This window comes from Hymenobacter yonginensis, assembly GCF_027625995.1.
GTDB classification, from domain to species: domain Bacteria; phylum Bacteroidota; class Bacteroidia; order Cytophagales; family Hymenobacteraceae; genus Hymenobacter; species Hymenobacter yonginensis.
In genome coordinates this window covers 1,595,364-1,620,144 of sequence record NZ_CP115396.1, presented here as the reverse complement: position 1 = coordinate 1,620,144, position 24,781 = coordinate 1,595,364, and the positions used below count along the sequence as shown (strand labels likewise).

General features: G+C 59.1%; 31 protein-coding genes and 1 tRNA gene. 11 read left to right on the top strand and 21 right to left on the bottom strand.

All coding sequences use genetic code 11. The annotated features are described in order from the left end of the window. Nucleotides 1-340 precede the first annotated feature (340 nt). Nucleotides 341-1,270, top strand: coding sequence for a universal stress protein (locus tag O9Z63_RS07055; RefSeq protein WP_270128602.1), 930 nt, complete (start codon nt 341-343; stop codon nt 1,268-1,270). A 98-nt stretch (nt 1,271-1,368) separates the two neighbouring features. Here O9Z63_RS07055 and bshB1 read toward each other — a convergent pair whose 3' ends face one another. From bshB1 to O9Z63_RS07015, 8 genes are all read right to left on the bottom strand, one after another. Next, nucleotides 1,369-2,088, bottom strand: a complete 720-nt coding sequence (bshB1, locus tag O9Z63_RS07050; protein WP_270128601.1) for a bacillithiol biosynthesis deacetylase BshB1 — start codon at nt 2,086-2,088, stop codon at nt 1,369-1,371. Nucleotides 2,089-2,184: 96 nt separating this feature from the next. Then, nucleotides 2,185-3,321 carry a M23 family metallopeptidase gene (locus tag O9Z63_RS07045; RefSeq protein WP_270128600.1) on the bottom strand — a complete coding sequence of 379 codons (1,137 nt, stop codon included), beginning with the start codon at nt 3,319-3,321 and terminating at the stop codon, nt 2,185-2,187. 142 nt (nt 3,322-3,463) lie between these two features. Beyond that, nucleotides 3,464-4,411 carry a thioredoxin-disulfide reductase gene (gene trxB, locus O9Z63_RS07040; RefSeq protein ID WP_270128599.1) on the bottom strand — a complete coding sequence of 316 codons (948 nt, stop codon included), beginning with the start codon at nt 4,409-4,411 and terminating at the stop codon, nt 3,464-3,466. A 242-nt stretch (nt 4,412-4,653) separates the two neighbouring features. Further along, complete coding sequence (locus O9Z63_RS07035; RefSeq protein ID WP_022823752.1) at nt 4,654-5,517, bottom strand: sigma-70 family RNA polymerase sigma factor; 864 nt, start codon at nt 5,515-5,517, stop codon at nt 4,654-4,656. 133 nt (nt 5,518-5,650) lie between these two features. After that, entirely contained in the window at nt 5,651-7,810 is a 2,160-nt protein-coding gene (pnp, locus tag O9Z63_RS07030; RefSeq protein ID WP_270128598.1) for a polyribonucleotide nucleotidyltransferase, read from the bottom strand. A 196-nt stretch (nt 7,811-8,006) separates the two neighbouring features. Next, nucleotides 8,007-8,282, bottom strand: coding sequence for a 30S ribosomal protein S15 (gene rpsO, locus O9Z63_RS07025; protein WP_022823754.1), 276 nt, complete (start codon nt 8,280-8,282; stop codon nt 8,007-8,009). 160 nt (nt 8,283-8,442) lie between these two features. Then, nucleotides 8,443-9,876: an LptF/LptG family permease gene (locus tag O9Z63_RS07020; RefSeq protein WP_270128597.1), complete on the bottom strand. Its 1,434-nt coding sequence runs from the start codon at nt 9,874-9,876 to the stop codon at nt 8,443-8,445. Nucleotides 9,877-9,990: 114 nt separating this feature from the next. Beyond that, the gene (locus tag O9Z63_RS07015; RefSeq protein WP_270128596.1) at nt 9,991-10,404 is read right to left on the bottom strand and encodes an START-like domain-containing protein; all 414 of its coding nucleotides are present in this window, start codon (nt 10,402-10,404) and stop codon (nt 9,991-9,993) included. Between the two features lie 137 nt (nt 10,405-10,541). On the opposite strand from O9Z63_RS07015, the gene O9Z63_RS07010 reads away from it, so the two are divergent. Continuing rightward, nucleotides 10,542-10,615: transfer RNA gene (locus tag O9Z63_RS07010), tRNA-Met, on the top strand. Between the two features lie 731 nt (nt 10,616-11,346). Here the strand turns inward: O9Z63_RS07010 and O9Z63_RS07005 are convergent. From O9Z63_RS07005 to O9Z63_RS06975, 7 genes are all read right to left on the bottom strand, one after another. Further along, the gene (locus O9Z63_RS07005) at nt 11,347-11,517 is read right to left on the bottom strand and encodes a hypothetical protein (RefSeq protein ID WP_270128595.1); all 171 of its coding nucleotides are present in this window, start codon (nt 11,515-11,517) and stop codon (nt 11,347-11,349) included. A 111-nt stretch (nt 11,518-11,628) separates the two neighbouring features. Next, a complete protein-coding gene (locus O9Z63_RS07000; protein ID WP_270128594.1) occupies nt 11,629-12,117 on the bottom strand; it encodes a BLUF domain-containing protein in 489 nt (162 codons plus the stop codon). A 57-nt stretch (nt 12,118-12,174) separates the two neighbouring features. Next, on the bottom strand, nt 12,175-12,351 hold the full coding sequence (locus O9Z63_RS06995) for a hypothetical protein (RefSeq protein ID WP_270128593.1): 177 nt from the start codon (nt 12,349-12,351) through the stop codon (nt 12,175-12,177). 150 nt (nt 12,352-12,501) lie between these two features. Beyond that, nucleotides 12,502-12,660 carry a recombinase family protein gene (locus O9Z63_RS06990; RefSeq protein ID WP_270128592.1) on the bottom strand — a complete coding sequence of 53 codons (159 nt, stop codon included), beginning with the start codon at nt 12,658-12,660 and terminating at the stop codon, nt 12,502-12,504. A 12-nt stretch (nt 12,661-12,672) separates the two neighbouring features. After that, entirely contained in the window at nt 12,673-13,092 is a 420-nt protein-coding gene (locus tag O9Z63_RS06985; RefSeq protein WP_270128591.1) for a hypothetical protein, read from the bottom strand. A gap of 1,836 nt (nt 13,093-14,928) precedes the next feature. Further along, nucleotides 14,929-15,171 carry a hypothetical protein gene (locus O9Z63_RS06980; RefSeq protein WP_270128590.1) on the bottom strand — a complete coding sequence of 81 codons (243 nt, stop codon included), beginning with the start codon at nt 15,169-15,171 and terminating at the stop codon, nt 14,929-14,931. Nucleotides 15,172-15,220: 49 nt separating this feature from the next. Further along, entirely contained in the window at nt 15,221-15,424 is a 204-nt protein-coding gene (locus O9Z63_RS06975; protein WP_270128589.1) for a hypothetical protein, read from the bottom strand. Nucleotides 15,425-15,668: 244 nt separating this feature from the next. Between O9Z63_RS06975 and O9Z63_RS06970 the strand changes: the two genes are divergently transcribed. Together O9Z63_RS06970 and O9Z63_RS06965 are read left to right on the top strand one after the other, a co-directional pair. After that, nucleotides 15,669-16,046, top strand: a complete 378-nt coding sequence (locus O9Z63_RS06970) for a hypothetical protein (RefSeq protein WP_270128588.1) — start codon at nt 15,669-15,671, stop codon at nt 16,044-16,046. A gap of 101 nt (nt 16,047-16,147) precedes the next feature. Beyond that, entirely contained in the window at nt 16,148-16,498 is a 351-nt protein-coding gene (locus O9Z63_RS06965; RefSeq protein WP_270128587.1) for a hypothetical protein, read from the top strand. Nucleotides 16,499-16,755: 257 nt separating this feature from the next. Here O9Z63_RS06965 and O9Z63_RS06960 read toward each other — a convergent pair whose 3' ends face one another. Then, nucleotides 16,756-17,016 carry a hypothetical protein gene (locus O9Z63_RS06960; RefSeq protein WP_270128586.1) on the bottom strand — a complete coding sequence of 87 codons (261 nt, stop codon included), beginning with the start codon at nt 17,014-17,016 and terminating at the stop codon, nt 16,756-16,758. Between the two features lie 290 nt (nt 17,017-17,306). Here O9Z63_RS06960 and O9Z63_RS06955 point away from each other — a divergent pair, with 290 nt between their 5' ends. Next, nucleotides 17,307-17,597 carry a hypothetical protein gene (locus O9Z63_RS06955; protein ID WP_270128585.1) on the top strand — a complete coding sequence of 97 codons (291 nt, stop codon included), beginning with the start codon at nt 17,307-17,309 and terminating at the stop codon, nt 17,595-17,597. 184 nt (nt 17,598-17,781) lie between these two features. Here the strand turns inward: O9Z63_RS06955 and O9Z63_RS06950 are convergent, their stop codons facing one another. Further along, nucleotides 17,782-17,949 carry a hypothetical protein gene (locus tag O9Z63_RS06950; protein WP_270128584.1) on the bottom strand — a complete coding sequence of 56 codons (168 nt, stop codon included), beginning with the start codon at nt 17,947-17,949 and terminating at the stop codon, nt 17,782-17,784. 50 nt (nt 17,950-17,999) lie between these two features. Here O9Z63_RS06950 and O9Z63_RS06945 point away from each other — a divergent pair, with 50 nt between their 5' ends. The 3 genes from O9Z63_RS06945 (at nt 18,000) to O9Z63_RS06935 (ending at nt 19,916) form a co-directional block, all read left to right on the top strand. Continuing rightward, nucleotides 18,000-18,362 (top strand): hypothetical protein, encoded by a 363-nt coding sequence (locus O9Z63_RS06945; RefSeq protein ID WP_270128583.1) that lies wholly within the window; start codon nt 18,000-18,002, stop codon nt 18,360-18,362. 296 nt (nt 18,363-18,658) lie between these two features. After that, entirely contained in the window at nt 18,659-19,099 is a 441-nt protein-coding gene (locus O9Z63_RS06940; protein ID WP_270128582.1) for a hypothetical protein, read from the top strand. A 484-nt stretch (nt 19,100-19,583) separates the two neighbouring features. Beyond that, nucleotides 19,584-19,916 carry a hypothetical protein gene (locus O9Z63_RS06935; protein WP_270128581.1) on the top strand — a complete coding sequence of 111 codons (333 nt, stop codon included), beginning with the start codon at nt 19,584-19,586 and terminating at the stop codon, nt 19,914-19,916. Nucleotides 19,917-19,992: 76 nt separating this feature from the next. On the opposite strand, the gene O9Z63_RS06930 is transcribed toward O9Z63_RS06935, so the two are convergent. Continuing rightward, a complete protein-coding gene (locus O9Z63_RS06930; RefSeq protein WP_270128580.1) occupies nt 19,993-20,730 on the bottom strand; it encodes a porin family protein in 738 nt (245 codons plus the stop codon). 284 nt (nt 20,731-21,014) lie between these two features. Here O9Z63_RS06930 and O9Z63_RS06925 point away from each other — a divergent pair, with 284 nt between their 5' ends. Beyond that, entirely contained in the window at nt 21,015-21,341 is a 327-nt protein-coding gene (locus O9Z63_RS06925; RefSeq protein ID WP_270128579.1) for a hypothetical protein, read from the top strand. A gap of 126 nt (nt 21,342-21,467) precedes the next feature. On the opposite strand, the gene O9Z63_RS06920 is transcribed toward O9Z63_RS06925, so the two are convergent. Next, nucleotides 21,468-22,565, bottom strand: a complete 1,098-nt coding sequence (locus tag O9Z63_RS06920) for an acyltransferase family protein (protein WP_270128578.1) — start codon at nt 22,563-22,565, stop codon at nt 21,468-21,470. A gap of 199 nt (nt 22,566-22,764) precedes the next feature. Between O9Z63_RS06920 and O9Z63_RS06915 the strand changes: the two genes are divergently transcribed. Together O9Z63_RS06915 and O9Z63_RS06910 are read left to right on the top strand one after the other, a co-directional pair. After that, complete coding sequence (locus O9Z63_RS06915) at nt 22,765-23,091, top strand: hypothetical protein (protein WP_270128577.1); 327 nt, start codon at nt 22,765-22,767, stop codon at nt 23,089-23,091. A 309-nt stretch (nt 23,092-23,400) separates the two neighbouring features. Then, the gene (locus tag O9Z63_RS06910; protein ID WP_270128576.1) at nt 23,401-23,829 is read left to right on the top strand and encodes an STAS/SEC14 domain-containing protein; all 429 of its coding nucleotides are present in this window, start codon (nt 23,401-23,403) and stop codon (nt 23,827-23,829) included. Nucleotides 23,830-23,981: 152 nt separating this feature from the next. Here O9Z63_RS06910 and rplT read toward each other — a convergent pair whose 3' ends face one another. After that, nucleotides 23,982-24,326 carry a 50S ribosomal protein L20 gene (gene rplT / locus O9Z63_RS06905; protein WP_044017736.1) on the bottom strand — a complete coding sequence of 115 codons (345 nt, stop codon included), beginning with the start codon at nt 24,324-24,326 and terminating at the stop codon, nt 23,982-23,984. Between the two features lie 144 nt (nt 24,327-24,470). After that, nucleotides 24,471-24,665 (bottom strand): 50S ribosomal protein L35, encoded by a 195-nt coding sequence (rpmI, locus tag O9Z63_RS06900; RefSeq protein ID WP_044017737.1) that lies wholly within the window; start codon nt 24,663-24,665, stop codon nt 24,471-24,473. Between the last annotated feature and the right edge of the window lie 116 nt (nt 24,666-24,781).

The following is a 24,781-nucleotide window of genomic DNA, read 5'->3' as shown; positions in this document are numbered from 1 at the left end:
TACTGCTCCTGCCACTCCCCTCACCTCTCTGGCCTGCGTCCACGGCGGCAGCTTCTGCCCCGGTGCCCGCGTCCGGCTGACCGAAAGCCCGGAATTGCACAGTTACCGCATCAGACGCAAAACAGCGTTTGTATTTACGGCAAATAACCGGTTGCGCACCTGCTATATCTCCACAAAGGCCGGCTGGAAGCAGCTTTCGTCTATCCGGCGGAAGCTGGGCATTGCGCATCTGAGCGCCGCCTCTGCGGCAAAAGTAGCCCGGCCGGCTGCACCACCGGCCGTTCAATGTAGCCACTAGTCACTTCTACCTGCTTCCTTCCGATTGCCTGACGCTTGCTTTATGAACACGCTCCTCGTTCCCCTCGACCACACGGCTTCGGCCGAACACCTGCTCGCCTATGCCAACAAGCTGGCCGTGCGCTGGCCGGCCGAAATTGTGCTGCTCTACTGCCAGCCGCCCGCGGCCGATGCTGCCGCGCCTACCAGCCCGTCTGGTGCCGACTTGGCCGCGGAAGAACAGCGCCTGCGCAGCCTCGTGGAGCGCCTGCGCTACCAGCAGCTTACCCGCCACGACGGCCGCCGCATCCGCTACCACTACCGCGTGCTCCGTGGCTGCCTCCACGACCACATTGCCGCCGAAGCAGCGCGCTGCGCCGCCCAACTGGTGGTGATGAGCCTGGAGCACGTGGACTGCGGCCGCCAGGAAGCGCCCGGCAACCACGCCGCCGCCATTGCCGACCTCATTGCCTGCCCCGTGCTGGTGGTGCCGCCCGGCCGCCGCCCGTTGCCCAGCCGGCTGGTGTTCAGCGCCGATTTCAGCACGCTCCCGCTCCACACGCTCCCGCGGCTGTCGGCCCTGGCGGAGGCTTTCCCCGGTACCCTGGATCTGGTGCAGTTCTACGCCCCCACCGAGCGCAGCCGGCGCCTTGCTCTCAAGCAGGCCCAGACCCGTGCCCTGCGTCAGCTAACCTGGCCCCACGCGCACACCCACCTGCTCGAAGACGAGTCGGCGCTGGAAGGCGTGAGTGATTTTTGCGCGCGCCAGCAGGCGCAGCTGCTCATCATAGCGCCCGCCAGCCGCGCCGAGCTACTGCGCTACTTCGATGCCTGCTACACCACCACGCAGGCTTACCACACACGTATTCCGGTGCTGGTGCTGCGGAGCGCCGGCACGCCAGCCTACACGGTATGCTGCGGCAAGTGCGCCGAGCGCCTGACACGTGAACAAATGCAAGCCAATCTTCTCCTCCAATCTGCCCGGCCGGCTTAGCGGCTGGCGGCAATCAAAACGATACCGCCCCGGTCGTCGGGCAGCAAGGGCTGTCGGACGACCGGGGCGGTATCGTTTTGGTGGTAAAAGGCGTTACGCTATATCAAGTCCGAAATTTCCCGCACGCCTACGGGCCGCTGCCGCGTGAAGCCTTCGCCGAACTCCACCCCGATCAGGTGGCCAAACTCGCGGGCGCGGGCTTCCATAAACTTGCCAAACTCCTGGCTGGAAAGGTAGGTCTGTGGCTGGTCGAGGCTAGGGTTGAAAAACTGGGTCTGATAGGCCTGAATAGACTCCCACTTCTTCACCCAGTGCGGCGTAATATCCACCACGAAATCAGATGGCAGTTGGCGGTCCTGGATGTAGTGGTACACCACGCGGGGGCGCCAGGGCAGTTGCGGCTGGCCGTCTTCGCCCAGCGTCTCAATCATGCGTAAGCCGCTCAGAAAGCAGGCATCCGAGGCAAGCTGGGCGCCGCGGCCGTGGTCGGGGTGGCGGTCCGTAATGGCGTTGCAGAGCACCACATCGGGCTGGTAGCGCCGCAGGGCCGCAATCAGCGGCAGCTGGTGCTCCCGGTCGTTGCGGAAAAAGCCGTCGGCCAGCCCCAGATTTTCACGAGCGTGCAGGCCCAGAATGCGGCTGGCATTGGCGGCTTCCTCGGCGCGGGTAACGGGCGTGCCACGCGTGCCCAGCTCACCCCGCGTAAAGTCGACGATGCCAATTTTCTTGCCCGCCGCTGCTGCGGCCAGCAGCGTACCAGCTGCTGACATTTCTACATCATCGGGGTGCGCCCCAAAAGCCAGGATGTCTAGTTTCATTTACTTGAATGGTTGAAAAACTGAATGGTTAAATGGCTGGCTGTTCCGACGATTCGTTGAACGACCAGCCATTTAACCATTCAGCTCTTACGCTATTTACTTGATCCGCAGCGTCCGGCCCACGCGCAGCACGGCGGTGCCACCGTTCAGGCGCCGGATCTGGGCCTGCGACACGCCGTATTTATCGGCAATTTCCGACAGTGTATCGCCGCTGCGGATTTTGTGCGACACAATGCGGCGCGCCTGGGTGGGTTTGCCACTACTGGCGCTGCTGCGGCTACTGCCGCTGGCCGCGCCCGGCACGCTGCCGCCCCGGTACTTCAGCGACTTGCTGTAGTACGCAAACAGGCCGGAAGTAATCTGGAAATTGTCCTTCACCAACCGGTAGTCGGGGAAGTCGTACATCTGCTCCGGGTCGATGGGGTTGCCTTCGTAGCGCACCTCAAAGTGCAGGTGCGAGCCGCTGCTGCGCCCGGTGCTGCCGCCCCGGCCGATCAGCTGGCCGGCCTTCACAAATGTGCCCGGCGTCACGAGCGACTTCTGCATGTGGCCGTACAGCGTTTCGATGCCGTTGTAGTGGCGGATGAGCACGTAGTTGCCGTAGCCCGAGCCGTCCCACTTCACAATGCGCACCACCCCGTCGAAGGCGGCTTTCACGGAGTCTCCGGTTTCCAGGTCCAGATCCACGCCGTAGTGCCAGCGGTAGCCCCGGAACCCGAAATCCGAGGTCAGCGGGGTTTTTACCAACGGCATTTTGGCGAAGCGCTGACGCTCCGGCTCGGTCAGGCGCAGGTTCAGCGTGTCGCGCAACCGGCGGCCGTCTACGCGGTACGGGTTGATGTTGTGGGTGTCCCAGATGGCATAGTAGCCGGCCACCTTAATCCAGGAAGAGTCGATTTTCACCTCTTCCGACATCTCCACAATCTCCTGCCCGCCTTCGTTGAGCGTGGTAGTGTCCTCGCTCACAATGGACAGCTTTTTGGCGGGGTTGAAGAAGATGGACTTCGCGGCGTCGGAGCCCTCCTCAGGCAGCTCCTCCGTTTGGATCAGAATAGTGGTATCGGGCCGCACGTAGCGGATGGTGGGAGATTTGATGCGGAAGAAATCACTCCGCTTGCCCGCAGAGCCGGCTTTTGCCTTCGGCTCTGGCGCTTTGCGTCGCTGGGCCAGCAGCTGGCCGGGCAAGCCTAAAAACAGCCCGATCAGTAGTAGCGGCAGCAGCCAATGTTTCACAAAATGGAGCAAGGGCAAAAAATTAATGAGTGAAAGAGTGATTGGGCAAGTGAGTGAATGAGCAAGTAAGCTCAACGTCCCATCCCGGAGGATAGTGTGACGCCCGCTTAACTCACGCATTCACTCACTCGCTCATTCACTTTTAGTGGTCCCCCAGCGCGGCCAGGTAGCGCTCGGCGTCGAGGGCGGCCATGCAGCCGGAACCGGCGGCCGTTACGGCCTGGCGGTAGGTGTAGTCCTGCACATCGCCGCAGGCGAATACACCGTCCACGTTGGTTTTAGCCGTGCCAGGAATGGTTTTCAGGTAGCCCTGCTCATCGTGGTGCAGGTAGGGCTGGAAGATCTTGGAGTTCGGGTCATGGCCGATGGCTACGAAGAAGCCCTCGATGGCTAGGTCGCGGGTGGTGCCGTCCAGCACGTTTTTCACGCGGGCGCCCTCTACGGCGTGCTCGCCCAGGATTTCATCGGTTACCGTGTTCCAGAGCACCTCAATTTTGGGGTTGTCGGTCACGCGCTTCTGCATGATTTTCGAGGCGCGCATCTCGCCTTTGCGCACAATCATGTACACCTTGTTGCACAGGTTGGCCAGATAGGTAGCCTCTTCGGCTGCCGTGTCGCCGGCACCTACAATGGCCACGTCCTTGCCGCGGTAGAAGAACCCGTCGCACACGGCGCAGGCCGATACACCCGAGCCGTTCAGACGCTGCTCCGAGGGCAGCCCCAGCCACTTAGCCGAGGCCCCGGTGGCAATAATGATGGTATCGGCCGTCAGCTCCACCTTCTCATCCACTGTCACGCGGTGCGGGTGGCCCGAGAAGTCCACCGAGGTGGCAATGCCGTAGCGGATATCGGTGCCGAAGCGGGCGGCCTGCTTCTTGAGGTCCTCCATCATTTCGGGACCCATGATGCCGTCGGGGTAACCGGGGAAGTTCTCGACGTCGTTGGTAATCGTGAGCTGGCCGCCGGGCTGCAGGCCCTGGTACATCACGGGTTTCAGGTTGGCGCGGGCCGCGTAAATAGCCGCCGTGTAGCCGGCCGGGCCGGAGCCGATAATCAGACACTTAATGTGTTCCGGGGTGGTAGTCGCCATACAAGTGAAGGTGGCGGCAGCTTGCGCCAGCGCCATGAAGGGTTAAGATTGGGATGCAAAAGTACACGCGTCCCGGGTTTTCATCCGGTGCGACTCCGTATTGCCGAAAATTGCGCCAACTCCGCACATCGGCCACTTTGTCCGAAACGCCGGGAAAGCAGGATAATACGGAGGCCGCCGACACGTATTCAACAAAAAACCCCAACCAAAGGCCAGGGTTTTCTGCTGCGGGGTAGAACTACTTACCCCAGGTACGGCTTCAGGGCCTTGCTGCGCGAGGTGTGGCGCAGGCGGCGGATGGCCTTCTCTTTGATCTGGCGCACCCGTTCGCGGGTCAGGTTGAACTTCTCCCCGATTTCTTCCAGCGTGAGCGAGTGTTCCCCGTTCAGGCCGAAGTAAAGCGTGATGACGTCGGCTTCGCGCTTGGTGAGCGTGCTCAGGGCGCGCTGCACTTCCTTGCGGAGCGAGTCGTTCATCAGGCCGGTGTCGGGCGATTCTTCGTCCTCGTTTTCGAGCACGTCGAGCAGGCGGTTTTCTTCACCCTGCACGAACGGCGCATCCACCGATACGTGACGGCCCGAAATCTTGAGCGTATCCACCACTTCCGAGGTAGTCAACTCCAGTACTTCGGCAATTTCCTCGGGCGAGGGCTCGCGCTCAAACTTCTGCTCCAGTTCCGAGAACGACTTGCTGATTTTGTTCAGCGAGCCAACCCGGTTCAGGGGCAGACGCACGATGCGGCTCTGCTCGGCCAGAGCCTGCAGAATCGACTGGCGAATCCACCATACGGCGTAGGAAATGAATTTGAAGCCCCGGGTTTCGTCGAATCGCTTGGCGGCTTTGATCAGGCCGAGGTTGCCCTCGTTGATCAAGTCGCCCAGGCTCAGGCCCTGGTTCTGGTACTGCTTGGCCACCGACACCACGAAGCGTAGGTTAGCCTTGGTGAGTTTTTCCAGCGCTTGCTGGTCACCTTCTTTGATGCGTTGCGCCAGCGTTACCTCCTCGTCGGGGGTTAACAGATCCACCTTGCCAATCTCCTGGAGGTATTTATCCAGCGACTGGCTTTCGCGGTTGGTGATCTGCTTGCTGATTTTTAGCTGTCTCATTGCGGGCGCGAGAGAGTTGAGTTGTTGATGCTAGTAAGGTCGTGTTGGTCCGGTATACGAGGGATACCCAAACGCGGGTACCGGGTCAGTTGAAAGCAACACCCCGGTACCCGCGAAAGTTCGGCGGCAGCGCTTACGCTGCGCCGTTGGAATCAGCAGCGCGCTCCGGCTTCGGCAGCAGCACCTTGCGCGACAAGCGGTATTTGCCCGTTTTCTTGTCGATGTCGAGCAGTTTCACGTCAATCTCCTGCCCTACTTCCAGCACGCCTTCCAGCGCGGCGAGGCGCTCGTGCGATACTTCCGAAATGTGCAGCAGGCCATCTTTGCCCGGCATGATTTCCACGAAGGCACCGTAGGGCTGGATGCTGCGCACCTTGCCTTTGTAGGTTTCGCCCACTTCCGGCGTGGCCGCAATGGCCCGGATCCGGTCGATGGCGGCTTGCATGTCTTCCTGATTGGAAGCGTAGATGCTCACGTGGCCTTTCTCGTCCTTCTCCTCGATGATAACCGTGGCGTTGGTGTCCTTCTGGATCTGCTGAATGACTTTGCCACCGGGTCCGATAACGGCACCGATGTACTCCTTGTCGATCAGCATTTTGTGCGAGCGAGGCGTATGCGGCTTCAGCTCAGCAGCCGGCGCAGCAATGGTCTTAGCCATCTCACGCAGGATGTGCAGACGGCCTTCGCGGGCCTGGTGCAGGGCAGCCGTCATGATTTCGGCGCTCAAGCCCTGGATTTTGATGTCCATCTGGCAAGCTACGATACCTTTCTCGGTGCCGGTTACTTTGAAGTCCATGTCGCCGAGGTGGTCCTCATCGCCCAGGATGTCCGAAAGCACGGCGTATTCGCCGGTTTCCTTGTCCTGCACGAGGCCCATGGCAATGCCCGAAACAGCAGCGCGCACCGGAATGCCCGCGTCCATCAAGGCCATCGAACCAGCGCACACCGTGGCCATCGACGATGAGCCGTTTGACTCCAGGATGTCCGACACGATGCGTACGGTGTAGGGGTTCTCGTCGTCGGAAGGCATTACCTTCTTCAGCGAGCGTTGCGCCAGGTTGCCGTGGCCGATTTCGCGGCGGCCGGGGCCGCGGTTAGGCTTCACCTCACCGGTCGAGAAGGCCGGGAAGTTGTAGTGCAGCATGAACTTGCTGTAGCCCGAGGTCATGGCCGTGTCGATGATCTGCTCATCGAGCTTGGTGCCGAGGGCTACGGTGGTCAGCGACTGGGTTTCGCCGCGGGTGAACAGGGCCGAGCCGTGGGCACCGGGCAGGTAGTTCACTTCGCTCCAGATCGGACGGATTTCTGTCAGGGCGCGGCCGTCGAGGCGGGTACGCTCCTTGATCATCATGTCGCGGATGGCCTTTTTCTCAGCCGACGAGTAGTAGCGGCCGAACATCTTCATGTCCAGCTCGGGCTGCTCTTCCAGCAGTTTCTCGGTCAACGACTTTTTGATAGCGCTAAAGCCTTCCTTGCGGCCGGCCTTGCTGGGGTTGCCCGAGTGCGCCACTTTGTAGGCGTGCTCATATACACCTTCGTGGATGCGCTTTTTCAGGTCGTCGTTTTCCTCGTACTTGGGGTACTCGCGCTTCACGTGGGATTTCTCCACTTCGGCGGCCAGCTCCAGCTGCACGCGCACCTGCTCCTTGATGGCTTCGTGGGCGAAGGCAATGGCTTCTACCATTTCCTCTTCGCTCACTTCGTTCATTTCGCCTTCCACCATGGCTACCGAATCAGCCGTGGCCCCTACAATCAGGTCGATGTCGGCGCGGGCAATGTCGGCGGTGAGGGGGTTGATTTGCAGCTTGCCGTCGATGCGGGCTACGCGAACCTCCGAGATGGGGCCAGCGAAGGGAATATCCGAAATCGAGAGGGCAGCCGAGGCGGCCAGCGCGGCCAGGGCGTCGGGCTGCACGGTTTTATCGGCCGAAATCAGGGTAATCATCACCTGCACCTCGTAGTGATAGTCCTTGGGGAACATCGGGCGCAGGATACGGTCTACGATACGGCACACCAGGATTTCGTAATCCGAGAGGCGGCCTTCGCGGCGCTGGAACGAGCCGGGAATGTTGCCGGCACCACCGAATTTCTCCTGGTAGTCAACCGACAGGGGCAGGAAGTCCACGTCGCCGCGCGAGCTGGGCTGCGACACGACCGTTGCCAGCAGCATGGCGTCGCCGAGGCGCACCACTACGGCACCGTCGGCGAATTTGGCCAGCTTGCCGGTTTCGATGGAAATCTGCCGCCCGTCGGGCAGCGTAATGTGTTTGGTAACCGCGGTGTAATTGGGCATCTGAGAGGGTGCTTGTGGAAAGCGTGCAGCGGGCGAGCAGCCGTAAAAACGGGGCCGGCAGCGGCCCCATTTTGCTCTAAAAAATCATATTCTGAGAAATCAACGTCCGAACCTAGCAAATGGTGCACTTGGTTTCGGACAAAAAAAGAGCAGGGAACCTTCCGGGGTGGAAGGCTCCCTGCTCCAGGCATTGGGCTTACTTACGAATGCCCAGTTCCTTGATGATGGCGCGGTAGCGGTTGATTTCGCGGTGCTGGAGGTAGTCCAGCATGCGACGACGCTTACCAACAAGCTTCAGCAGACCCAGACGGGTCGAGAAGTCTTTTTTGTTCACTTTCAGGTGCTCGGTGAGGTGCGTGATGCGGTGCGTGAACAGCGCAATCTGAGCCTCAGCCGAACCCGTGTCGGTGGCTACTTTTTGCAGGCTGTTTTTCTCGAAAATCGCCTGTTTTGCTTCGGTAGTGAGTTTCATCGGCAGATAGGTTTCCCCGTCTTGGATTTAAAAATGAAAAAAAGAAAGCCACCCCGCATTTCGGGGTGGCCGCAAAGGTAGAAAAAATAGTGGTTTGTTGTTTGTTTCCCGTTGCCTGATTCAGAAGTATAGCCCGTGCCGAACAACGAATAGCGAGCGGTCAGACCACTTTTTTGTAGCGCCGGACTGGCCAGCGCACCCAGGCGGGCACGAAACGCCCCAGGTCCCAGTCGAGCAGGCCGGAGTCGTTGCGGGCCTGATACAGGAAAAACAGGCCAAAAGGCAGCAGCGCCACCGTCGACATCCACATGCCCAGCGTAACGGGCATCACGCCTTCCCGCCCGTACTTCTCGCCCATAATGGACAGAATGTAGTAGACGATGAAGAACAGAATAGACACCAAGATCGGTACGCCCAGGCCGCCTTTTTTGATGATGGCGCCCAGCGGGGCCCCAATCAGAAACATCAGCAGAATGGCTACCGACTGCACATACTTGCGGTAAATCTCGATGCGGTAGTTGCCCGACTCCTTAGCCAGATTGGCCAGCCGCTCGCCGGTGGTGCCGGCAAAGGCCCGGACGTTGCGGGCCCGATTGGCAGCCTGTTCCAGCACGTTCACATTGAGGGCCGGCAACCGGGTTTCAGCCACCTGAATCGGCTCGGCCCGCCGGTTTTGGGCCTGCCCGGTGGTATCGAAGCGCAGGTAAGTATAATAGGGAGCCAGCTGGCGCGACACCTGCCCGCGCTCCGTGCGCAGGCGTCCCTGCAGCGAGTCGATATAGGACTCGAGCTGCGGGATGTTTTTCATCATCTTGTTCTGCGAAAACAGCTCCACCTGCGTCCGATTCAGGTCGAAAGATTTCAGCGAGAACGTAATCATGTTGCGGTTGAAGGCCTGCCGGATGAACGTGGCGCCGGAGCGGCTGCGCGCGTCGGGCTGCTCCACGTAGCTCTGCCCCCGAAACAGCTCTAGGCCCAGGTACTGCCCGCCAAAGCGCGTGAACATGCGGCCGGAGTCGGCCAGAATCACGCGCATGTTGCCCGAACCCTGGGTGTGGTCGTAAATCATGATGCCCATCAGGATTTCGCCGTCTTCGCCCTGCTTGTCGTTCACCTTAATGGTGTAGCCGGGGATGCCGCTGTAGAACACGCCGGGCCGGATGTCGAGGGCGAGCTTCTGCTGCCGCACATCCCAGAGCAGGCTGAACGCTTTCAGGTTGGCTTTGGGCACAATGGCGTTGTTGAACCAGAAGGCCCCCACCATCAGCGCGAGGCTGGTGAGCAGCACCGGCCGCAGAATGCGGGTCAACGAAATGCCCGAGGTCTTGATGGCCGTCAGCTCGTGGTGCTCGCCCAGCGTGCCAAAGGTCATCAGCGACGACAGCAGCACGGCCAGCGGCAGGGCAATGGGCAGCAGTAGCACCGCAAAGTAGAATAGCAGCTGCACCAGCACCTCGGCCCCCAGGTCCTTGCCCACCAGGTCGTCGAGGTACTTGAGCATATACTGCGTCAGCAGAATAAACTCCACTACGGCCAGCGTGAGCAGGAACGGCCCCATAAAGGCCTTCAGAATAAGCTTATCAAGTTTTTTCATACAGTAGCGACGACCAGGCGCGCAAGCGGAAATGGGCCACAAAAAAGAGCGGAACGGAAACGAAGATACTGTCCGTTTCGCGTCCGCTCCGCTTTTCTACTGCGTAAAACCCGCTTAGCCGCCTACCAGTTCACGCAACTTCACGATCAGGCCTTCCCACATGCCCTGCAGCTCATCGTCGTCGGTTTCCTCGGAGTAGTCCAGCACCCGCAGGTACACTTCCTGCGTCAGCTGCGACTCTTCCAGCGTGAAATCTAGATAGTTGGCATCCGGTATGTGGCGCTTGTTCTGGTCGAGGAAAACATAACGCACCGAGCGATTGGTGCGGTGCGAGTTCATTTCTGCAAAGTGCGGCTGGTTGTCCCAGATGAAGTTAAAGCGGTGATCTTCGTCGATGCGCACATCCTGGCAGAACCACTGCGACAGCCCGGAAGCTGAAGCCAGATAGGGGTACAGGATTTTTGGGGAAGCATTTATGGGAAATTCGACGGTAAACCGATGTTTGTGACGAGTGGCAGAAAGAGGCATAAGCAGAACAGACTTAGGAATTTATTGGTCCGCAGCATTCACCAAAGACCGTAGGGGAGCAATATACACGGGTTTTTTTTGCTTCAGGGCTTGTGCCGGAACAAATCTTGTTCTTACCTTTGCAGCACCAAAAACCCGGCGGGGTAGCTCAGTTGGTTAGAGCACAGGATTCATAACCCTGAGGTCACGAGTTCAACTCTCGTCCCCGCTACTTGTAAAAAGGCCCTTTCTGCAGTAGAAAGGGCCTTTTTTTTGTTGAAATTTATCGTTCTATCACATCCCCATATACCCGCTTGAGTATGAGCCCCAACTGTTTGACGCCAACGGCGACCTGAGTAAGCGGTGATATATCGACTACCGGATCTGGGATACGGACAAGCAGGACTTCATCCGAAAGCCGTACACGGGCATTAATAAGTGAACTACGCTCGCCCAACTACTACATCTTCACCCGCGCCCGGCAGCCCGGCCCCGTGCCGGTAGGCAAGAACTGGTTTGCCAAGCGCAACCGCAAAGTCATGGAGGTCGTGGGCCTGCTCGACGGCGAGCATATGGTCTACGGCTATGCACACCGGCGCTATCAACCTGTAGCTGGCCACCAAGGACATCGAGCTGGTACAGCGACACTCCCGGCACGCCCACGCCAGCATCACAGCCACCTACTTGCGCAACCTAGGCATGTTCGACGACGATGACCAGCTGACCGAGATGCCGGACTTTTAACAAAAGGACTCTTCGCATACTGCTGAGAGCCCTTTTCAATTGATCCTTACACAAACAGTCGACTTCGCCAGCCAAGCTCCGGCGTCGTGACCATGGCGCTTCGCTCGCCTTTTCGGAAGGTGAACTGTTACCAGCGGCCGTGCACCCGGCGCCAGCGGGTGTAGAACCGGTCTGGGTGGGGCTTGCGGCGCTCGTCGGGCAAGCCGGCCACGAGTTATGCTACATCACGGTGGCAACGGGTATCGCCTCAGCGTCGACATGCACATGGCGCGCCTGCAGGTGGAGGACGGTGAGGTCAGGGCTTCGCTGCTGGGCGTGGGCCGGCGCGCTATAGGCAGTAGCCAGCAACAGGCAGATGCCGCCAAAGAGCACCACAATTAGGTTTCTCATACAACTGGGGTTAGTTTGGGATGTGTGAAACAGAGCCTAAAACTCACGCCCAGCGGTACTGGCGAAAAGGACAAAAAAAGCCCCGCCTTATAGCGGGACTTTCTGAATGCGTTAATCTGTTTTCTTTAAAACGAAAGATTGCATCATCTCCAGCAGCAGCGTATCAGCCGCGCTAAGGGTAGGTTTCTTCAATTCAAGTGTTTCCGGCTCAGCATAGCCGGCTAATTCGCTGAATTCCTCCGGAGACGCTGCATGAAATGCCATCGACCAGGAAGAGAAACTGCGCTCGTTGATTTGCTTGTCCGCCAGTTTCACCACACTGGTATGGCGCGGGTCATTCAGGAGCTTTGCATAAAGTGAGGCCAGACGCGACTCTTCTCCTTCAATGATTTGCATGAATTGGTGGTCGCCATAAATTAAGGCTCCCGTAATATCCTGCTCCGCATTGGCTTGTTGCGCCTGCTCTAGCAAGGCCCGCAGTTCATGATCTTGCATCGGTTGTATGCCCCGACTCATGTAGATGATATGATGCAGCATCGACTGTTCATTTTGGGAGGTTGCTGGTTTTAGGAAGCTCGCAAGATAACGGCTGTCCCCCATTTAAGGCGGCAAGCTCGCAGGTAGCTACTACATTCGACAATTATTGAGCTTCGACAATTATTGAGCTTCTGCACTTAGTAGATACTTGGCCACCGTGCTCGGTGAAAGCTCCATGCCGGTGGCGATGGCCCGGGTAGATATGCCAGTGGCCTCCAGCCGCAGCACTCGCTCCTGATTGGCAATGATGGCCAGGATGCTGATAATGGCCTCCTTGAACATACCGGTCGAGTCCAAGTACTGCTCGGATTAACTTTTGAACTACACGCCCGCGTGCGAGAGTCGCTGCAGGTGATGGAGCGTTTCAATAGTGCCTTCGCGGCTAAACCGGTCCAGCGCCCAGAACAGTACCACGTCGAAGCGGCGCTGGTACGCATCCGTGAAGAGTTACTGAAACTGAGGCCGCTCGGTCTTGCCACCTGATTCAGTGTCGAGGTACTCTTTATATACCGTGTAGCCCAGCCGCTTGGCGAAGGCACGCAGCTGGCTCTCGTTGTCCTGGCCCTTGTCGCGGGTACTCATGCGAGCATAGATGGCATCTCTCATAAGCAGATACCTTTAGAGGGGACAGGTAAGTAGATATGCCTGTGCCTCCGCTAGCGTCTGAAACGCATCCGACGTGTTTTCCTTGCGGGCCTCCGCCTGAATCTGATGAATGGAGAGCCGGGAAACAGCATCCTGCGCCGCCAGGTAGGCCACGCAGACGTGCTCCGGACGGGCAATTTTACGGGAGTACCATTCGTCTACCAGAAACTGCTTCTCTGGCTCCGACAACGGCTGAATCAGATGCATATCTACCAGAATGCGGCTCCACCCGCGGCGCAGCAGTAGCTGACCGAGGTGCGTGAGCAGGGCACGGAATTCCGTTATCCCCCGGCGCGTATCCTTATATATCACCCAGGCATAACCTTCGGGATGTTCCAGAATGCGCCCAACGGCATTCTCAAAGTAAACAGGATGGTGAGCAGAGTACGGCATGTCGCAGATGGTAGGCTCAAAGCTACAAAAACACTGTCCAGTGGGTGCTTACTGATACCCTCTTCATCATACAATCATTATCCTGCTCTCCATGCATTCGATATTTACCCGATCCGCAACAAGCTCCCAACGGTTGCCATCACTACCTGTGCTTTGCTTGAGTGCACTAACTCTGCTACCAGCATGCAGCAATGACTGTGATGAGGCACCATCTTTTTCCTTGTCGGAAGCGCAACGCGCTTGGGCGGCGCCCTACATAGCCGGGAACGTACTACGCTTCCGCAGCACCGCAGGCAGGCTACGAGCGCACGTACCTAGTGCAGCCCACGACCCGAACGTACCGCGTATGGGAAACCTAGGGACCAATGGACCTTCGTGCCCTGACTATACCCGTGACTACACTGAGGTACGCTTGGTGCGCACCGATTCGGTTGCTGCATCGGCAGAAGTAACAAATACCTTCGTACTCGCTGCTACAAACCCCTATGAGCCATTCAGCGCAACCCTGCAATGGAGTTCATACAATTTTTCTGCTCCTATACTCGAAGTTGAAGAAAGACGGCTCTCAATAGGCCCTATTTTATTTGCAGGGCGTTTATATCCCAACGTGCTTACGCTCTTTAACGACAATCTGGGAGGGAACTCACGGCCGCGGGTCATAGCAGTATACCTGACGAAAGCCGAAGGAGTAGTTGCCTTCATTGAGCGCAACCAAGAATGGGGCAGGCAATGATCATAGTTGCCAAACAAACCACTGTAAGAAGTGACCAGAGTACCCACGCAAACGCCCCCAAAACGCGGTTTTTCGGGGGCATTTGCGTGGGTAGTAAAACCGTTCAGAATAACGCCCTAATCTGAACGCTTGATCAGCAAGTCACGCCGATTTGCTGGTTCACTTTCTTAGAAGATGTTGTACGCCTGGTCCAGGTGGTATAGTTGCTACGTCACGGTCAGTTCACGGACCCAGATGGCGGTGCGCTCATCCTGCTGGCACTGGCCCTCGCCCATCGTGCACAGCAGTGCCGCCATTTCTGACGACTCGCCTATCAGCCCGGGCCCCCACCGGCGCCGGGCTATCGCCCTTCGTGGTAGGGCAGCTGTTGGTGGCTCTGGCACCGGGCCGATGGCCAGCAGGTGAGTTAGGGGTTTGTATTCCGCAAAACTGCCATGGCCAACCGCGGGTGAAGCGGACGCAAAACAAGCTAGCTTTCTATTATCTACCTTCCTATTATGCTTTTTAGTATTCAAAAAGTTAATGTCACAAAATCAATCCTATTGTCCTTGAGTAGGCCTCCCCGGGGCGCTACCTTGCTGACCTTATCGTACCCTTCTACTGCGCCCTACTTGCATGAACGCTACTTCTCCACTCCTTCCCTTGGTTGCCCTGATGTTGCTCGGCGGCCTGCCTGCTTCTTCCGCCCCAACGCAGACTGCGGCGTAAGCGCATAACATATACCCGTTCTTACCAAATACCCCGCTCCTTCCCCACAACCAACGCCCAGGCTCCAACTCCCCAGTTGGAGCCTATTGCACGTGCCAGGACGGCATCAAACGCATAAACGCCCTAGCCAAAGCCTGAGGCATTTTCGTCCCACGTATCGCTTCTCTCACAAACCTAATTTCGTTTTCCTACTGGCGGCCGGCGCTTCCAGGCTTCCCGAGTGACCAAGTAGGTGAAGAGCGGATCCTTCGCCAGCTCATCGGCCTCCGCCAGCGTGAGCCAGCGAAAGTCGATTTTGCGCCGTAGTCGCTGGACCTCGATAACACAGGGCGTTATGTTAGCTATTCCTCCGCGACTTCCGGCAGTAGCTGGGGCAAGGATGGCTGCTCCATTGCTTAGGTGGCAGGCTTTTCGATGACGTCGCCGGCGTAGATCTGCACGCCCTTGGCGTAGCCCTTGCCCTGCTGAAAGGCATGGGCGGTGGCGATGACGGCCGGCGGGGCCTCGCCCACGTAGGCCGGGGCCTTGGTAAAGTTGGTAAACCAGCTAGTTCTGGCCCATAGCACGTAACCCAGCAGACCCGGCGTGTTGTCGGCCCCTTCTAGGCCGCTGAAATGGCTCAACTTCGATAAGTCCATAGGACCAGTCGTTAACGCTCAGTGAGAAATACTGGAACGTATACTTTCCCTAGGTCTTGTCGATGGGCACGAGCGGGCCGCTTCTGGATTCGATTAGGTGCTTGAGGGCCGCCTTATTCTTGCCCAGCGCCTCGTCCGTAATTTTCTCGCCCTTGATGGAGAACTTGCGGCCCAGCTCAGCTTCGGTCACCTCGTGGCCCAGCACCTTGCCCACATACTCGGTGGTGTACTCCGTGCCGAACACTACGGCCAACCGAATGATCAGGACTCATGGCGGGGAGAAGAGGGTAAGGCCGCGGATAGCAATGTGGCCGTTGGGGCGGCTGGAAGTGGCGGCAGATAGTATGATTGGGGCCGGTTGCCGGCCGGTGCGTACTTTGCGGGCTGCTTCGGCGTTTTAGTCGATGAAAGAGCGCTGGCACTCGATGAATAGCCAGTGACATTAGCGGAATTATATATAAATTCCGGTATGCTCTTTTACCTCCTACCGCACCTGTATGCATCTGCTCCACCTGCTCTCTCAACTCGACGCCCTGCGCGCCGGGCTTCACACCCCAGCCCCAAATGAGCGCTGGCTCGCCGACCTCGAACACACGCTCAGCGATACGCTCGGAGGCCTGGAAACCTACCGGCTGGTAGTGGCCTCGCCCACCCAGCTGCAAGAATACTTCTTCCTGCTCGATGCCTTTGCTCACCCTGCCACCGGCCAGCCGCTGACACAGCGGCGGCAGCAGGCCTGCCAGGCCTTGCTGCTGCTCGAGTCCATGGCGCCAGAGCGAGAGAAAACATGGGGGGATTCGCATGCATGTTGTTGGCTGATGCCCGCAGCGGCAGCGGGCGGTGAAACAAGTGCGGCAACGGCGGCCGGCAGCTAGGACGAAGAGGACGGGATATATAGTGCTGACGACCTTAAAACGGCCTTAAAATGGCAACCAGGGCTGATGCCCGGGCGTAGAGGCCGGCATATTCCCCTGCCATGACCACTACCCTTCTTCGCCTGCAGCAGCTGCGCGCCGAGCTCGACACCAGCGCCGAGTCCGGCGACTTCGGCCCGACCATCCTCTTTACCATTCGCCGCGAGCTGCTGCTGTACCTGCAGCAGGTACCGCAGTGGGTGCTGCTGGCCGGCGCCCCGACGCTGGCCCCGCGCGTGGAGGCCAGTGTGCGGCAGCTACTGGCTCCGGCTAGTTTTCCGGCCCGCAGCCGCGAGCTGCAACTCAGCGAGGCCCGGCAGGCGCTGAGCCTGCTGGAAGAGCTCCAGACCCCGCCCAGCCTGCTGCCCGGAGCCGGGCTGCCGGTCCCGGCACGGGGGCGCCAGCGCTCTTGAGGGCAACCAACAGGGCCGCGGCAGACCCGGGCCGTAGCGTAGAATAGTGCGTGGCATGGGCATCAGGCAGCCAGCGGCAGCAGCAGCTGAAACTCGCGACGGCAGTCGGAGAGGTCGATTTCGCGGATGCCGGCCGGCAGCGTAGGCACCAGCAGCACTTGCTGCGCTAGGCCTCCCTCCTCCTACTACGCCGCGCGCATGGCCGGCGGCATGGTGCCGCTGACGTACCTGTCAGGTGGCGCGCTGGTTTGTGTAGCCTAAGATGAGCTGGGGTGTGGGTATCGGTGAGTGAAACGAGGGTGTCGAAGCCCTTTTCTTGCGCAGGAGGCCAGTTGCGCGTCCACGAGCAGCGAGCTGCCGGCCGCCAGCGGGCCGGCCAGGCGCAACGCGCCGCTGAGTTGGTCGTGGATACGGTACTCGTAGGCCACCACCAGCGGCGTTTCCTCGCGGTACTGTGGGTGGGTGGTGTTGATTTCGTGGCAGCGGCGCTCGAACTCCGGCAACGAAGCGAGCGTCACCAGAGCCGGGGCAGCAGCGTGGCCGTAAGCGTGGCCAGATCACGCAGGCACGGGCGGCGGGCCGGCGGCGTGGGGGCGGAGTTGAGGTGCATAAGGATATAGGAAGAAAAGGTGAACGACTTCTCAAATAAAGAGGGCGAGCGTCGGGCGCCGGAGGTATGTAACTGGGAGTGAGCGGCTACACAAAAAAGCCTTTTGGGGAACGTATGGGCACATTTTGCCGGTTGAAGCTATAGGTATTGACCGCCGGATAACCCCGGCAGAATCAGCTTCACCCCTATATTTTTTTGATGCCTACAACACAGGAAATCAAGACCATACAGCAGCAGATGATTGAGGTGCTGTTGTATCCCACCCCCACGGCTCGGCTGCTGGAATTGCACGCCGAGTGGATTCACGTGCTAACCACCTTGCTGGCGCAGTCGCTGCTGGCCCCCGAGCTGAGCGCCGTTGCGCAGTGCCGCGCCTACCTGCTGAGCGTGCAGGAGCGGCTGCTGGGCCCGGACAGCCCAGCCCTGCTGACGGCCGCCGACCGACAGCAGTATGCCTACATGCTGGGCAAGGCCGTGCAACTGCTCTAGGCTGGCCAGCCCTGGCAGCCCGCAGGGCGAGCATCATCGGCGGCGACCGGCGTCCGTGTCTGTGCTGCGTTTCAATTGACGGGGGCGTTAGGCGGGCAGCGAAGGCGCTTGCACGGCCGTGCTCTCGGGGCGCAACGCGTCCGGAATCAGGAACTCGCGCTGGTGGAGGCCTCCACCAGCGCGACTAGGTCGGGCAGGTGGGCCACCTGCCTTGTTTGACGTGGCCCAGACGCGTGGCGGCCGAGGCGTACCGCTGCCCGTAGCCGGCCCAGATGGCCCGAGCAACGGCGTAGTGCGGCAGTATCTCGCACACAAGGGAGAGCAGGGCATAGTATTTCTGTTTTTCCATCATGAGAACGGGGAAAAAGACTAGATTTGAAACGCGTATGTATGTGTTTGCCGATGACTGCTGACGAGCTTGCTTCTCATCTGAGTACCCTGGGCCAGCAGCTGGCTGAGGCCTCCGACACCGGGAATGCTGGCCGCGACAGTGTGCTGGAGCAGGCCCGCGTGTTTCTGTTTACCTATCTGCCGCAGGAGCCGCACGTGCCCTACCGGGCCGACGAGCTGCTGGAGCTGCTGGCTCCCTCGCCCCACACGCACCGCAGCTGGGAAGAGGAGCGCCTACTGCTGCTCGAAGGCCTGCTGCTGCTGCATCAGCTCTGGCAGCCGCCACAGGCACCGCAGGCGCCACCACTGGAGTCAGCGGAAGCAGCTGCTCCCAAGCGGCGAGTGCGGCGGCGCATTGGCCCGGCTCCCGAATAAGGAAGCAGGCTTCGGTAGTGGGCAAGGCCCCCAGTGGGCGGGCACGAGCTGGTAGTGCGCCTCACACAGCGGCTCCTACCCGGGGCCAACGCGGGGGCCGCGCACCGACACGGCTCCGGTGGGGTCAAAAATATGGGTACAGGCGTAGCCTCGCTCCCGCAGCAGCGCAGCAATTGCGGACTTCAAGAAAAGGCGCTACGCTATGAGGTGGAAAGGCTAGAATCCCAGCTCGGGGAAAAGAAGCTAATCAGCTAGTTGCAGTAGATGCAGTTAAGTAAGTAATCTTGATATCATCAATGCCCCTATCCTTACGCAACAACAATTATATAGCTGCTGCGCTCTATTTTGTAGCAGTGGCTGTCTATGCGGTGCCTGCAATTTATATGCTGGTGCCCCAGCCACTCGGCCCAGCCAAGCACCCAAACCTGGGCTACGGATTCATTGCGGGCATTGTGCTTATGTGCCTGGCAGAAGTCGTCCTGTTTATTACCGTCGGCTTCAGTATCCGCGCCGGCAAGACGTGGACGAAGGTGCTCTATGGGTTATTTCTGACCTATATCCTTTACTACTTCGGTAGATCCGCCTCTGCCCTGCTGCACCAGAGCTTCTGGGTTGCGAGCCGCAACTGGTTTGGCCTTGCCCTCATGCTCAGCGTTGCCTTTTTTATGTTCCGGGATACACTCACCCGCCGTTCTGCTGCTGGGGTTACTGAGGGCGAGCATAACGGGGTGAACTGATATGGCAGTCACGATTCGTAAGAACGACATCAAGGCGTCGAATCTATATCTGATTGGCCTGGGCGTTTCTACCATTAGCCTCCTATGCTACCAGACGCCCTTCAAGCCCACGCCTCATGTCAGCCAGAACACATTTCACGTCACACTACTTCTCACACATCCACTACTGGTCGGTATGAGCTGGGCCATACGGGTAGGTCGCTGCTGGGCCAAAGTTGTGTTGCTGCTATTCACTATTCCAAGCACGGTACTCTATCTGATGCGGCTGCCCCACTACCTCGGTATGCCGTGGCACCAAATCATGCTTAATCTGCTGTGTACCGCTTTGCAGGCTTGGGCAGCTGTCATCGTCGCCCGTGACCTACTACTGCGCCGACCAGTGGCTACGGAGGCGGAAAAAATAACTTTTTAAAACACTTCATTAAATAGTAGTATGCGTGCCGGTGCCTCGTTCCCCATATCCACTACCCTTTCTTCTTCCGCTATGCGTCGTCGTTTCCTCTCCCTGCTGCTCGTACTCGCTCCCCTCTCCGCCGCCCTGGCCCAGACGCCGAGCGAGGTGCTGGCCGCTTCTGCTACCCCCTTCCACTACGGCGTCGCCTACATCAATCCTTCCGGAACACTCAGCAACTGCAAGCTCATCCTCATCGATGGCGTGACGCCCAACCCCAAGCTCAAAAACTACGAAGAGGACGGCCGCGACAAGATCTTTGTCGATCAGGCCGCCGTGCTCAACTTCCTCGCCGCCCAGGGCTGGGAAATCATGCCCACTGGGGGTGAGGGCCACCGCTACTTGCTTAAGCGCCCGCGTCGGTAGTCGGTGCCCGGCTCCCCCACAAAAAAGGCCTGCCAGAGTTTCTGACAGGCCTTTTTTGATTACGCGCTACTCTGGCTTAGCCGAGGAAATAAGCCAGCGAGAAGTGCAGGCCGCGGTTGTAGGATTTCCCTTCCGGCATCGGCGACCGGCCGTCCGGGTAGTCCAGGATCATGTTACGCAGCCCCAGCCCGTAGCCCAGCTGCGCCTGCAGCCCGCCCAGCTTGTAGCCGACCCCAAAGTTGAGGCCCGCATCCAGCGCCTGCAGGTATTCTACCTGGCTGACCTCGCCGCGCTTGTTGGTGAAGTCGACGTTCTGAAAAAAGGTATCGGCGTAGGTAGTACGCTGCGCGCCAGCCTGGATGGTGACGTCCATATCGGTGGTCTGTCGGCCGCCCAGCCCCAGGGCCACGTACGGGCCGGCAAACACCTGGAACCCGCCTTGTGCTCCCTTCGTGCTGTAGACCAGGTTCACTGGCAGCTCCAGATAGTGCAGGCGCGTTGTGTTGCGGAAGTCGAACGTGCGGGTGGTATCGGCGTACGTGTCCGAAGCAGTGGCCGTGCTCTTGCCCCCACGCTGGGAGTAGAGCAGCGAGGGCTGCACGGCCAGCTTGCCAAACTGCGCATTCAGGCTCAGGCCCGCCTGCAGGCCCGTGTGCAGACTGGTTTCCGGCTCCCGGCAGTCGCCGAAGTCGTAGTGGATGGTGGTGGCGTTCAGGCCCACGCGCGGGCCGAAGGTGAGTTGGGCCTGCGCGCCGGTGGTGGCGCTCAGTAGCAAGGCGCTTCCGAGCAGCCCGTGGCGAAGAAAAATATGCATGGATAGAATAGGTAAGGGATGATGTGACACGGTAAACCCACCGGCCGCTGCCAGCCGGCGAGGGCGAGGCCTTTCTAACTGGCTGTATCGGTCTTTTATTGTATATCGTTTTTCCATTGCTGCTGCCCCACTCAGAGCAGCACGTAGTTCTCTTTCCCCGGCATGGCAGCCGCGAAGCACACCGTGCCCGCCCCGAATCGCTCGGCATTCCTGGACTCTGGAGCAGTATTTGCGCGTAGGTGCGTTCCTCACATGATTCTTTATCCGCTAACCCGTCTTCTGTTATGCGTCGTCATTATCTCTGCCTGCTGCTGCTAACCGCGCCGCTCGCCGCCCTGGCCCAGACGCCAAGCGAAACGCCCGCCGCTGCTGCTGCCACCACGCAGTACGGTTTCGCTTACACCGTCAGCCAGCTCGGCGGTGGCGCCAAGCTCATCATCGTCGATGGCATCACACCCAACCCCAAGCTCAGACGCTACCAAGAGGGCGGCCGCGATAAGGAGTTCCTTAATGAGGCCGCCGCCCTCAACTTTCTGGCCACCCAGGGCTGGGAAGTTTCCCCGCTGGCTAACGAGCCCAACCGCTACTTTCTTAAGCGCCCGCGCCAGTAGCTGGTGCAGGCCTCCCCCACAAAAAGGCCTGCCAGAGTTTCTGGCAGGCCTTTTTATACGTATGCGCTACTCCGGTCTAGCCAAAGGTAAGCTGAACCTGCGCGCCGGTGATGGCGCCCAGCAGCCTTACCCTGCCTTTGTCAGGGCCTGGCGTTTACTCAGGTAGCGGCGCAGCGGCGCGTCCACGGTCACCAGCAGCAGGTAGGCCAGTCCCACCAGGGCCAGCGTGGCGGTTGGCACCAGCCAAGCCAGCGTACTCATAGGCGGCTTCTGCGTGGCCACGTAGCTTAAAAAGACCCACACAAACGGGTAGTGCACCATATAGAGCGGGTAGGAAAGCTCCCCGAGCCAGTGGCAGGCCTTGGCCAGGCGCGGGGCCAGATGCGTGCCTGCCCCCAGAGCCACCAACAAGGGAAAATATACGAGCACGGTCAGCGAGTCCGTGAGCCCGGTTAGGTTGCTGCGGTAGGGAAACAGCAGGCCCGCCAGCAGCAGCAGCCCTACGCCCACAAACCCGAGGCGGTTGGACAGGATCCAGCGGGCCCGGTACAGCACCAAGCCCATCAGAAACGAGTAGCTCACGCGCACGGCGCCGCCCCAAAACGTATTCCGGTCCCAGCCAATGCTCAGGTTCGGCACCAGCGTGGCCTGGTAGATCAGGACTGCGGCGGCCAGCAGCGTGAGCACGTATAGCAGGCGCGGCCGCACGCGCACCAGCACCAGCGTATAGACAATGTTGGCCAAGTACTCCCAGAACAACGACCACGTGGGCGCATTGAGCGGGAACAGGTTGAAGGTGCGCTCGGGCATCACCGGGAAAGGAATCAGCAGGCATGAGGCTAGAAATACCTGCCAGGCCCGGCCGGCATATGCGGCGTACACGTCACTGAAGGGGTCGAGGCGGAACGTGAGCAGGCCGAGCAGCGAGCCCACCAGCACCAGCGGATGCAGGCGAATTAGCCGGCGCCACAGGAAGGCTCCGATGCCTATCTTCTCCAGGCGCGTGTCGTAGGCGCAGGCCATCACAAAGCCGGAGAGGCAGAAAAAGAAATCGACGGCCAGGTAGGCGTGGGCAATGAAGAGGTGCTCGTAATCGGGCACCACGATTTCCATGAAGTGGTACACCACCACGGCCAGGGCAGCAATGCCGCGCAGGCCATCGAGCACGGCGAAATGCTGGGAGGGCAGCGGTAGCGAAGCAGGTGTATTGTTTGCAGCGGGCATAGGTAAGTGCAGGAAAGGAAGCCGCAAAATACCGCTCAATCCCCTTACACCCGCAAACAGCACAGTTTCTTGCGCCCTCTAGTCGGGTGGGCCCTATATTTTTGCAGGTTCTTGCCCACCCATTGCCAATCCCCGTTAGCAGGAAGTGTACTGTGCCCTCGCGCCGCATGGGTTGCTTCCTAGCCTACCGCTCCTCCCCATGCCACACACCATTTTCGTTGACCTGCGCCGCATTGTAGTTGACCTGGCACCCCACGCAACTGTCTGTTACGGGTCGGCCGAACGCAAGGCACTACGCGCCGCCCTCGCCTCCACCATCCCGCTACTGCACCTACTCTATCCCAGCCTGCTTTCAGCAGGGCAGCGGCACCAGTTGCTGCAGAATCTGTCAATGCTCGAGCAGCAGCTCTCCTCCCTATCCGAGTTGCGCTCTGACGAGCATGGCTGCCCGAAATGGCGGTCCATCAATTCCGCGCTACGAGCAGCCATCATGACAACACTGGATGACGACCTCGCCAGTTCTTAAATTTCGGCGGCAGCACCGTATTTGACTGAATTGCCCAAACAAGTGATAGAATTTCCCCCGACGGTCCGCCAAACGGGCTGTGAGAACGGCACATTTTTATCATAAACGTGCCCAAAACCTGCATCGCCGCAGCTAGTAAAACCGCTTTTTCGGCCTGCAAATGTGCTTTTCCAATAGTAGTAATCCATTCAGCTAGGTGTAGATTTGCAACAGGCCGCGAGCTTAGGGCACCGAATACCTCTTTGGGCCCAGCTTGACTGGTAAATTCCACATTATCGACAACAGCTGTCCACCTTCTGCACCACACCCATGCTCACTGAATTAACTAATGGCTTCGGCAAGGTCTACCTGACCATCGATTACGATGCCGCTAATAAGTGGGTACACAACAACTGGATTGGCTACCAGACCTACACCGGGGTGCTGGCGGGGGCCGATGCGTGTTTGTTTCCCATCCGCGAAAATCAGTGCGCGTATCTGCTCAATGATAACCGGCAGGTGCTGGGCCCCTGGGACCACGCTGTGGACTGGATTGCAAACAACTGGGCGCCGCGCGCCACGGAAGCCGGCCTCACGCACTTTGCCCATGTTGTCAGTACGGAGTCATTAGCGGCTGATTCGGCCCGCTCCATGTTTTTAGGCATCGGCGGCCGCCTGCACATGCACATGTTCGGCAATGTAGACGAAGCGCAGGAATGGCTTCGGGCGGCACAGGCAGCGGCAGGGCGCACCAGATAAAGCGCCCTGCCGCTGCTGCACGGGCCCCCACTACTACTTGCCTACGCTTACGGGCTCCCCTGCCCGTGGCAGCAGAAACTAAAAACTAGCTGCATAAAAAAAGAGCCTGATCTATCCGATCAGGCTCTTTTGGCAAATAGGCTCCGGGGAGCTTACTTGATTTTCTCCACGATGCCTTTGAAAGCAGCAGGGTGGTTCAGGGCGAGGTCGGCCAGAACTTTACGGTTCAGGTCGATGCCAGCCTTCTTCAGACCGCCCATCAGCTGCGAGTAGGACATGCCATGCTCACGGGCACCAGCGTTGATACGCTGGATCCAGAGGGCACGGAACTCACGCTTCTTAACCTTACGGTCACGGTAAGCATAGAGCAGGCCTTTCTCAACGGCGTTTTTAGCAACGGTCCAAACGTTTTTGCGACGGCCATAATAGCCTTTCGCCAAACGCATAATCTTTTTCCGACGGTGGCGCGAGGCCGCGTGGTTGACACTTCTTGGCATAACCAGTTGTTTTTTGGCGGCCGGCGGCGGGTTAATGCCGCATCTTTTATTTCAGCCGGACGCCTGGTGGAAAAAATGAATTAATAATTGACAATCAACAATCAGGCATCAAAGCGCGCTTAACTGCTGATTCTTAATTACTAATTAAATCGTAAGCATGTCTTTTACGCGGTTCATATCAGCCGAGCTAACCAGACCAACGTGCGTGAGGGCACGCTTCTGCTTGGTGGTTTTCTTGGTCAGGATGTGGCTCTTGTAAGCGTGCTTACGCTTGATTTTGCCCGTACCCGTCAGCGAGAAACGCTTCTTGGCACCGGACTTGGTTTTCATTTTCGGCATTGTGGTGATGAAAAAAGGGTGAAAAACTGCGGCGGTCGGCTGCCTAGGGCCGGTGCGCCAGCGTACAATGGGGCCGAAGCCCCGCAAAAGCTATTCAGCGGGCTTTTCAGCCGGGG

Bases quoted from the DNA above. Each gene is read 5' to 3' on its own strand.
- O9Z63_RS07055 (WP_270128602.1), top strand. From the start codon at position 341: ATGAACACGCTCCTCGTTCCCCTCGACCACACGGCTTCGGCCGAACAC.
- bshB1 (WP_270128601.1), bottom strand. From the start codon at position 2,088: ATGAAACTAGACATCCTGGCTTTTGGGGCGCACCCCGATGATGTAGAA.
- trxB (WP_270128599.1), bottom strand. From the start codon at position 4,411: ATGGCGACTACCACCCCGGAACACATTAAGTGTCTGATTATCGGCTCC.
- O9Z63_RS07035 (WP_022823752.1), bottom strand. From the start codon at position 5,517: ATGAGACAGCTAAAAATCAGCAAGCAGATCACCAACCGCGAAAGCCAG.
- pnp (WP_270128598.1), bottom strand. From the start codon at position 7,810: ATGCCCAATTACACCGCGGTTACCAAACACATTACGCTGCCCGACGGG.
- rpsO (WP_022823754.1), bottom strand. From the start codon at position 8,282: ATGAAACTCACTACCGAAGCAAAACAGGCGATTTTCGAGAAAAACAGC.
- O9Z63_RS07020 (WP_270128597.1), bottom strand. From the start codon at position 9,876: ATGAAAAAACTTGATAAGCTTATTCTGAAGGCCTTTATGGGGCCGTTC.
- O9Z63_RS07015 (WP_270128596.1), bottom strand. From the start codon at position 10,404: ATGCCTCTTTCTGCCACTCGTCACAAACATCGGTTTACCGTCGAATTT.
- O9Z63_RS07005 (WP_270128595.1), bottom strand. From the start codon at position 11,517: ATGAGAAACCTAATTGTGGTGCTCTTTGGCGGCATCTGCCTGTTGCTG.
- O9Z63_RS07000 (WP_270128594.1), bottom strand. From the start codon at position 12,117: ATGGGGGACAGCCGTTATCTTGCGAGCTTCCTAAAACCAGCAACCTCC.
- O9Z63_RS06990 (WP_270128592.1), bottom strand. From the start codon at position 12,660: ATGAGAGATGCCATCTATGCTCGCATGAGTACCCGCGACAAGGGCCAG.
- O9Z63_RS06985 (WP_270128591.1), bottom strand. From the start codon at position 13,092: ATGCCGTACTCTGCTCACCATCCTGTTTACTTTGAGAATGCCGTTGGG.
- O9Z63_RS06980 (WP_270128590.1), bottom strand. From the start codon at position 15,171: ATGGACTTATCGAAGTTGAGCCATTTCAGCGGCCTAGAAGGGGCCGAC.
- O9Z63_RS06970 (WP_270128588.1), top strand. From the start codon at position 15,669: ATGCATCTGCTCCACCTGCTCTCTCAACTCGACGCCCTGCGCGCCGGG.
- O9Z63_RS06965 (WP_270128587.1), top strand. From the start codon at position 16,148: ATGACCACTACCCTTCTTCGCCTGCAGCAGCTGCGCGCCGAGCTCGAC.
- O9Z63_RS06955 (WP_270128585.1), top strand. From the start codon at position 17,307: ATGCCTACAACACAGGAAATCAAGACCATACAGCAGCAGATGATTGAG.
- O9Z63_RS06950 (WP_270128584.1), bottom strand. From the start codon at position 17,949: ATGATGGAAAAACAGAAATACTATGCCCTGCTCTCCCTTGTGTGCGAG.
- O9Z63_RS06945 (WP_270128583.1), top strand. From the start codon at position 18,000: ATGACTGCTGACGAGCTTGCTTCTCATCTGAGTACCCTGGGCCAGCAG.
- O9Z63_RS06940 (WP_270128582.1), top strand. From the start codon at position 18,659: ATGCCCCTATCCTTACGCAACAACAATTATATAGCTGCTGCGCTCTAT.
- O9Z63_RS06935 (WP_270128581.1), top strand. From the start codon at position 19,584: ATGCGTCGTCGTTTCCTCTCCCTGCTGCTCGTACTCGCTCCCCTCTCC.
- O9Z63_RS06930 (WP_270128580.1), bottom strand. From the start codon at position 20,730: ATGCATATTTTTCTTCGCCACGGGCTGCTCGGAAGCGCCTTGCTACTG.
- O9Z63_RS06925 (WP_270128579.1), top strand. From the start codon at position 21,015: ATGCGTCGTCATTATCTCTGCCTGCTGCTGCTAACCGCGCCGCTCGCC.
- O9Z63_RS06920 (WP_270128578.1), bottom strand. From the start codon at position 22,565: ATGCCCGCTGCAAACAATACACCTGCTTCGCTACCGCTGCCCTCCCAG.
- O9Z63_RS06915 (WP_270128577.1), top strand. From the start codon at position 22,765: ATGCCACACACCATTTTCGTTGACCTGCGCCGCATTGTAGTTGACCTG.
- O9Z63_RS06910 (WP_270128576.1), top strand. From the start codon at position 23,401: ATGCTCACTGAATTAACTAATGGCTTCGGCAAGGTCTACCTGACCATC.
- rplT (WP_044017736.1), bottom strand. From the start codon at position 24,326: ATGCCAAGAAGTGTCAACCACGCGGCCTCGCGCCACCGTCGGAAAAAG.
- rpmI (WP_044017737.1), bottom strand. From the start codon at position 24,665: ATGCCGAAAATGAAAACCAAGTCCGGTGCCAAGAAGCGTTTCTCGCTG.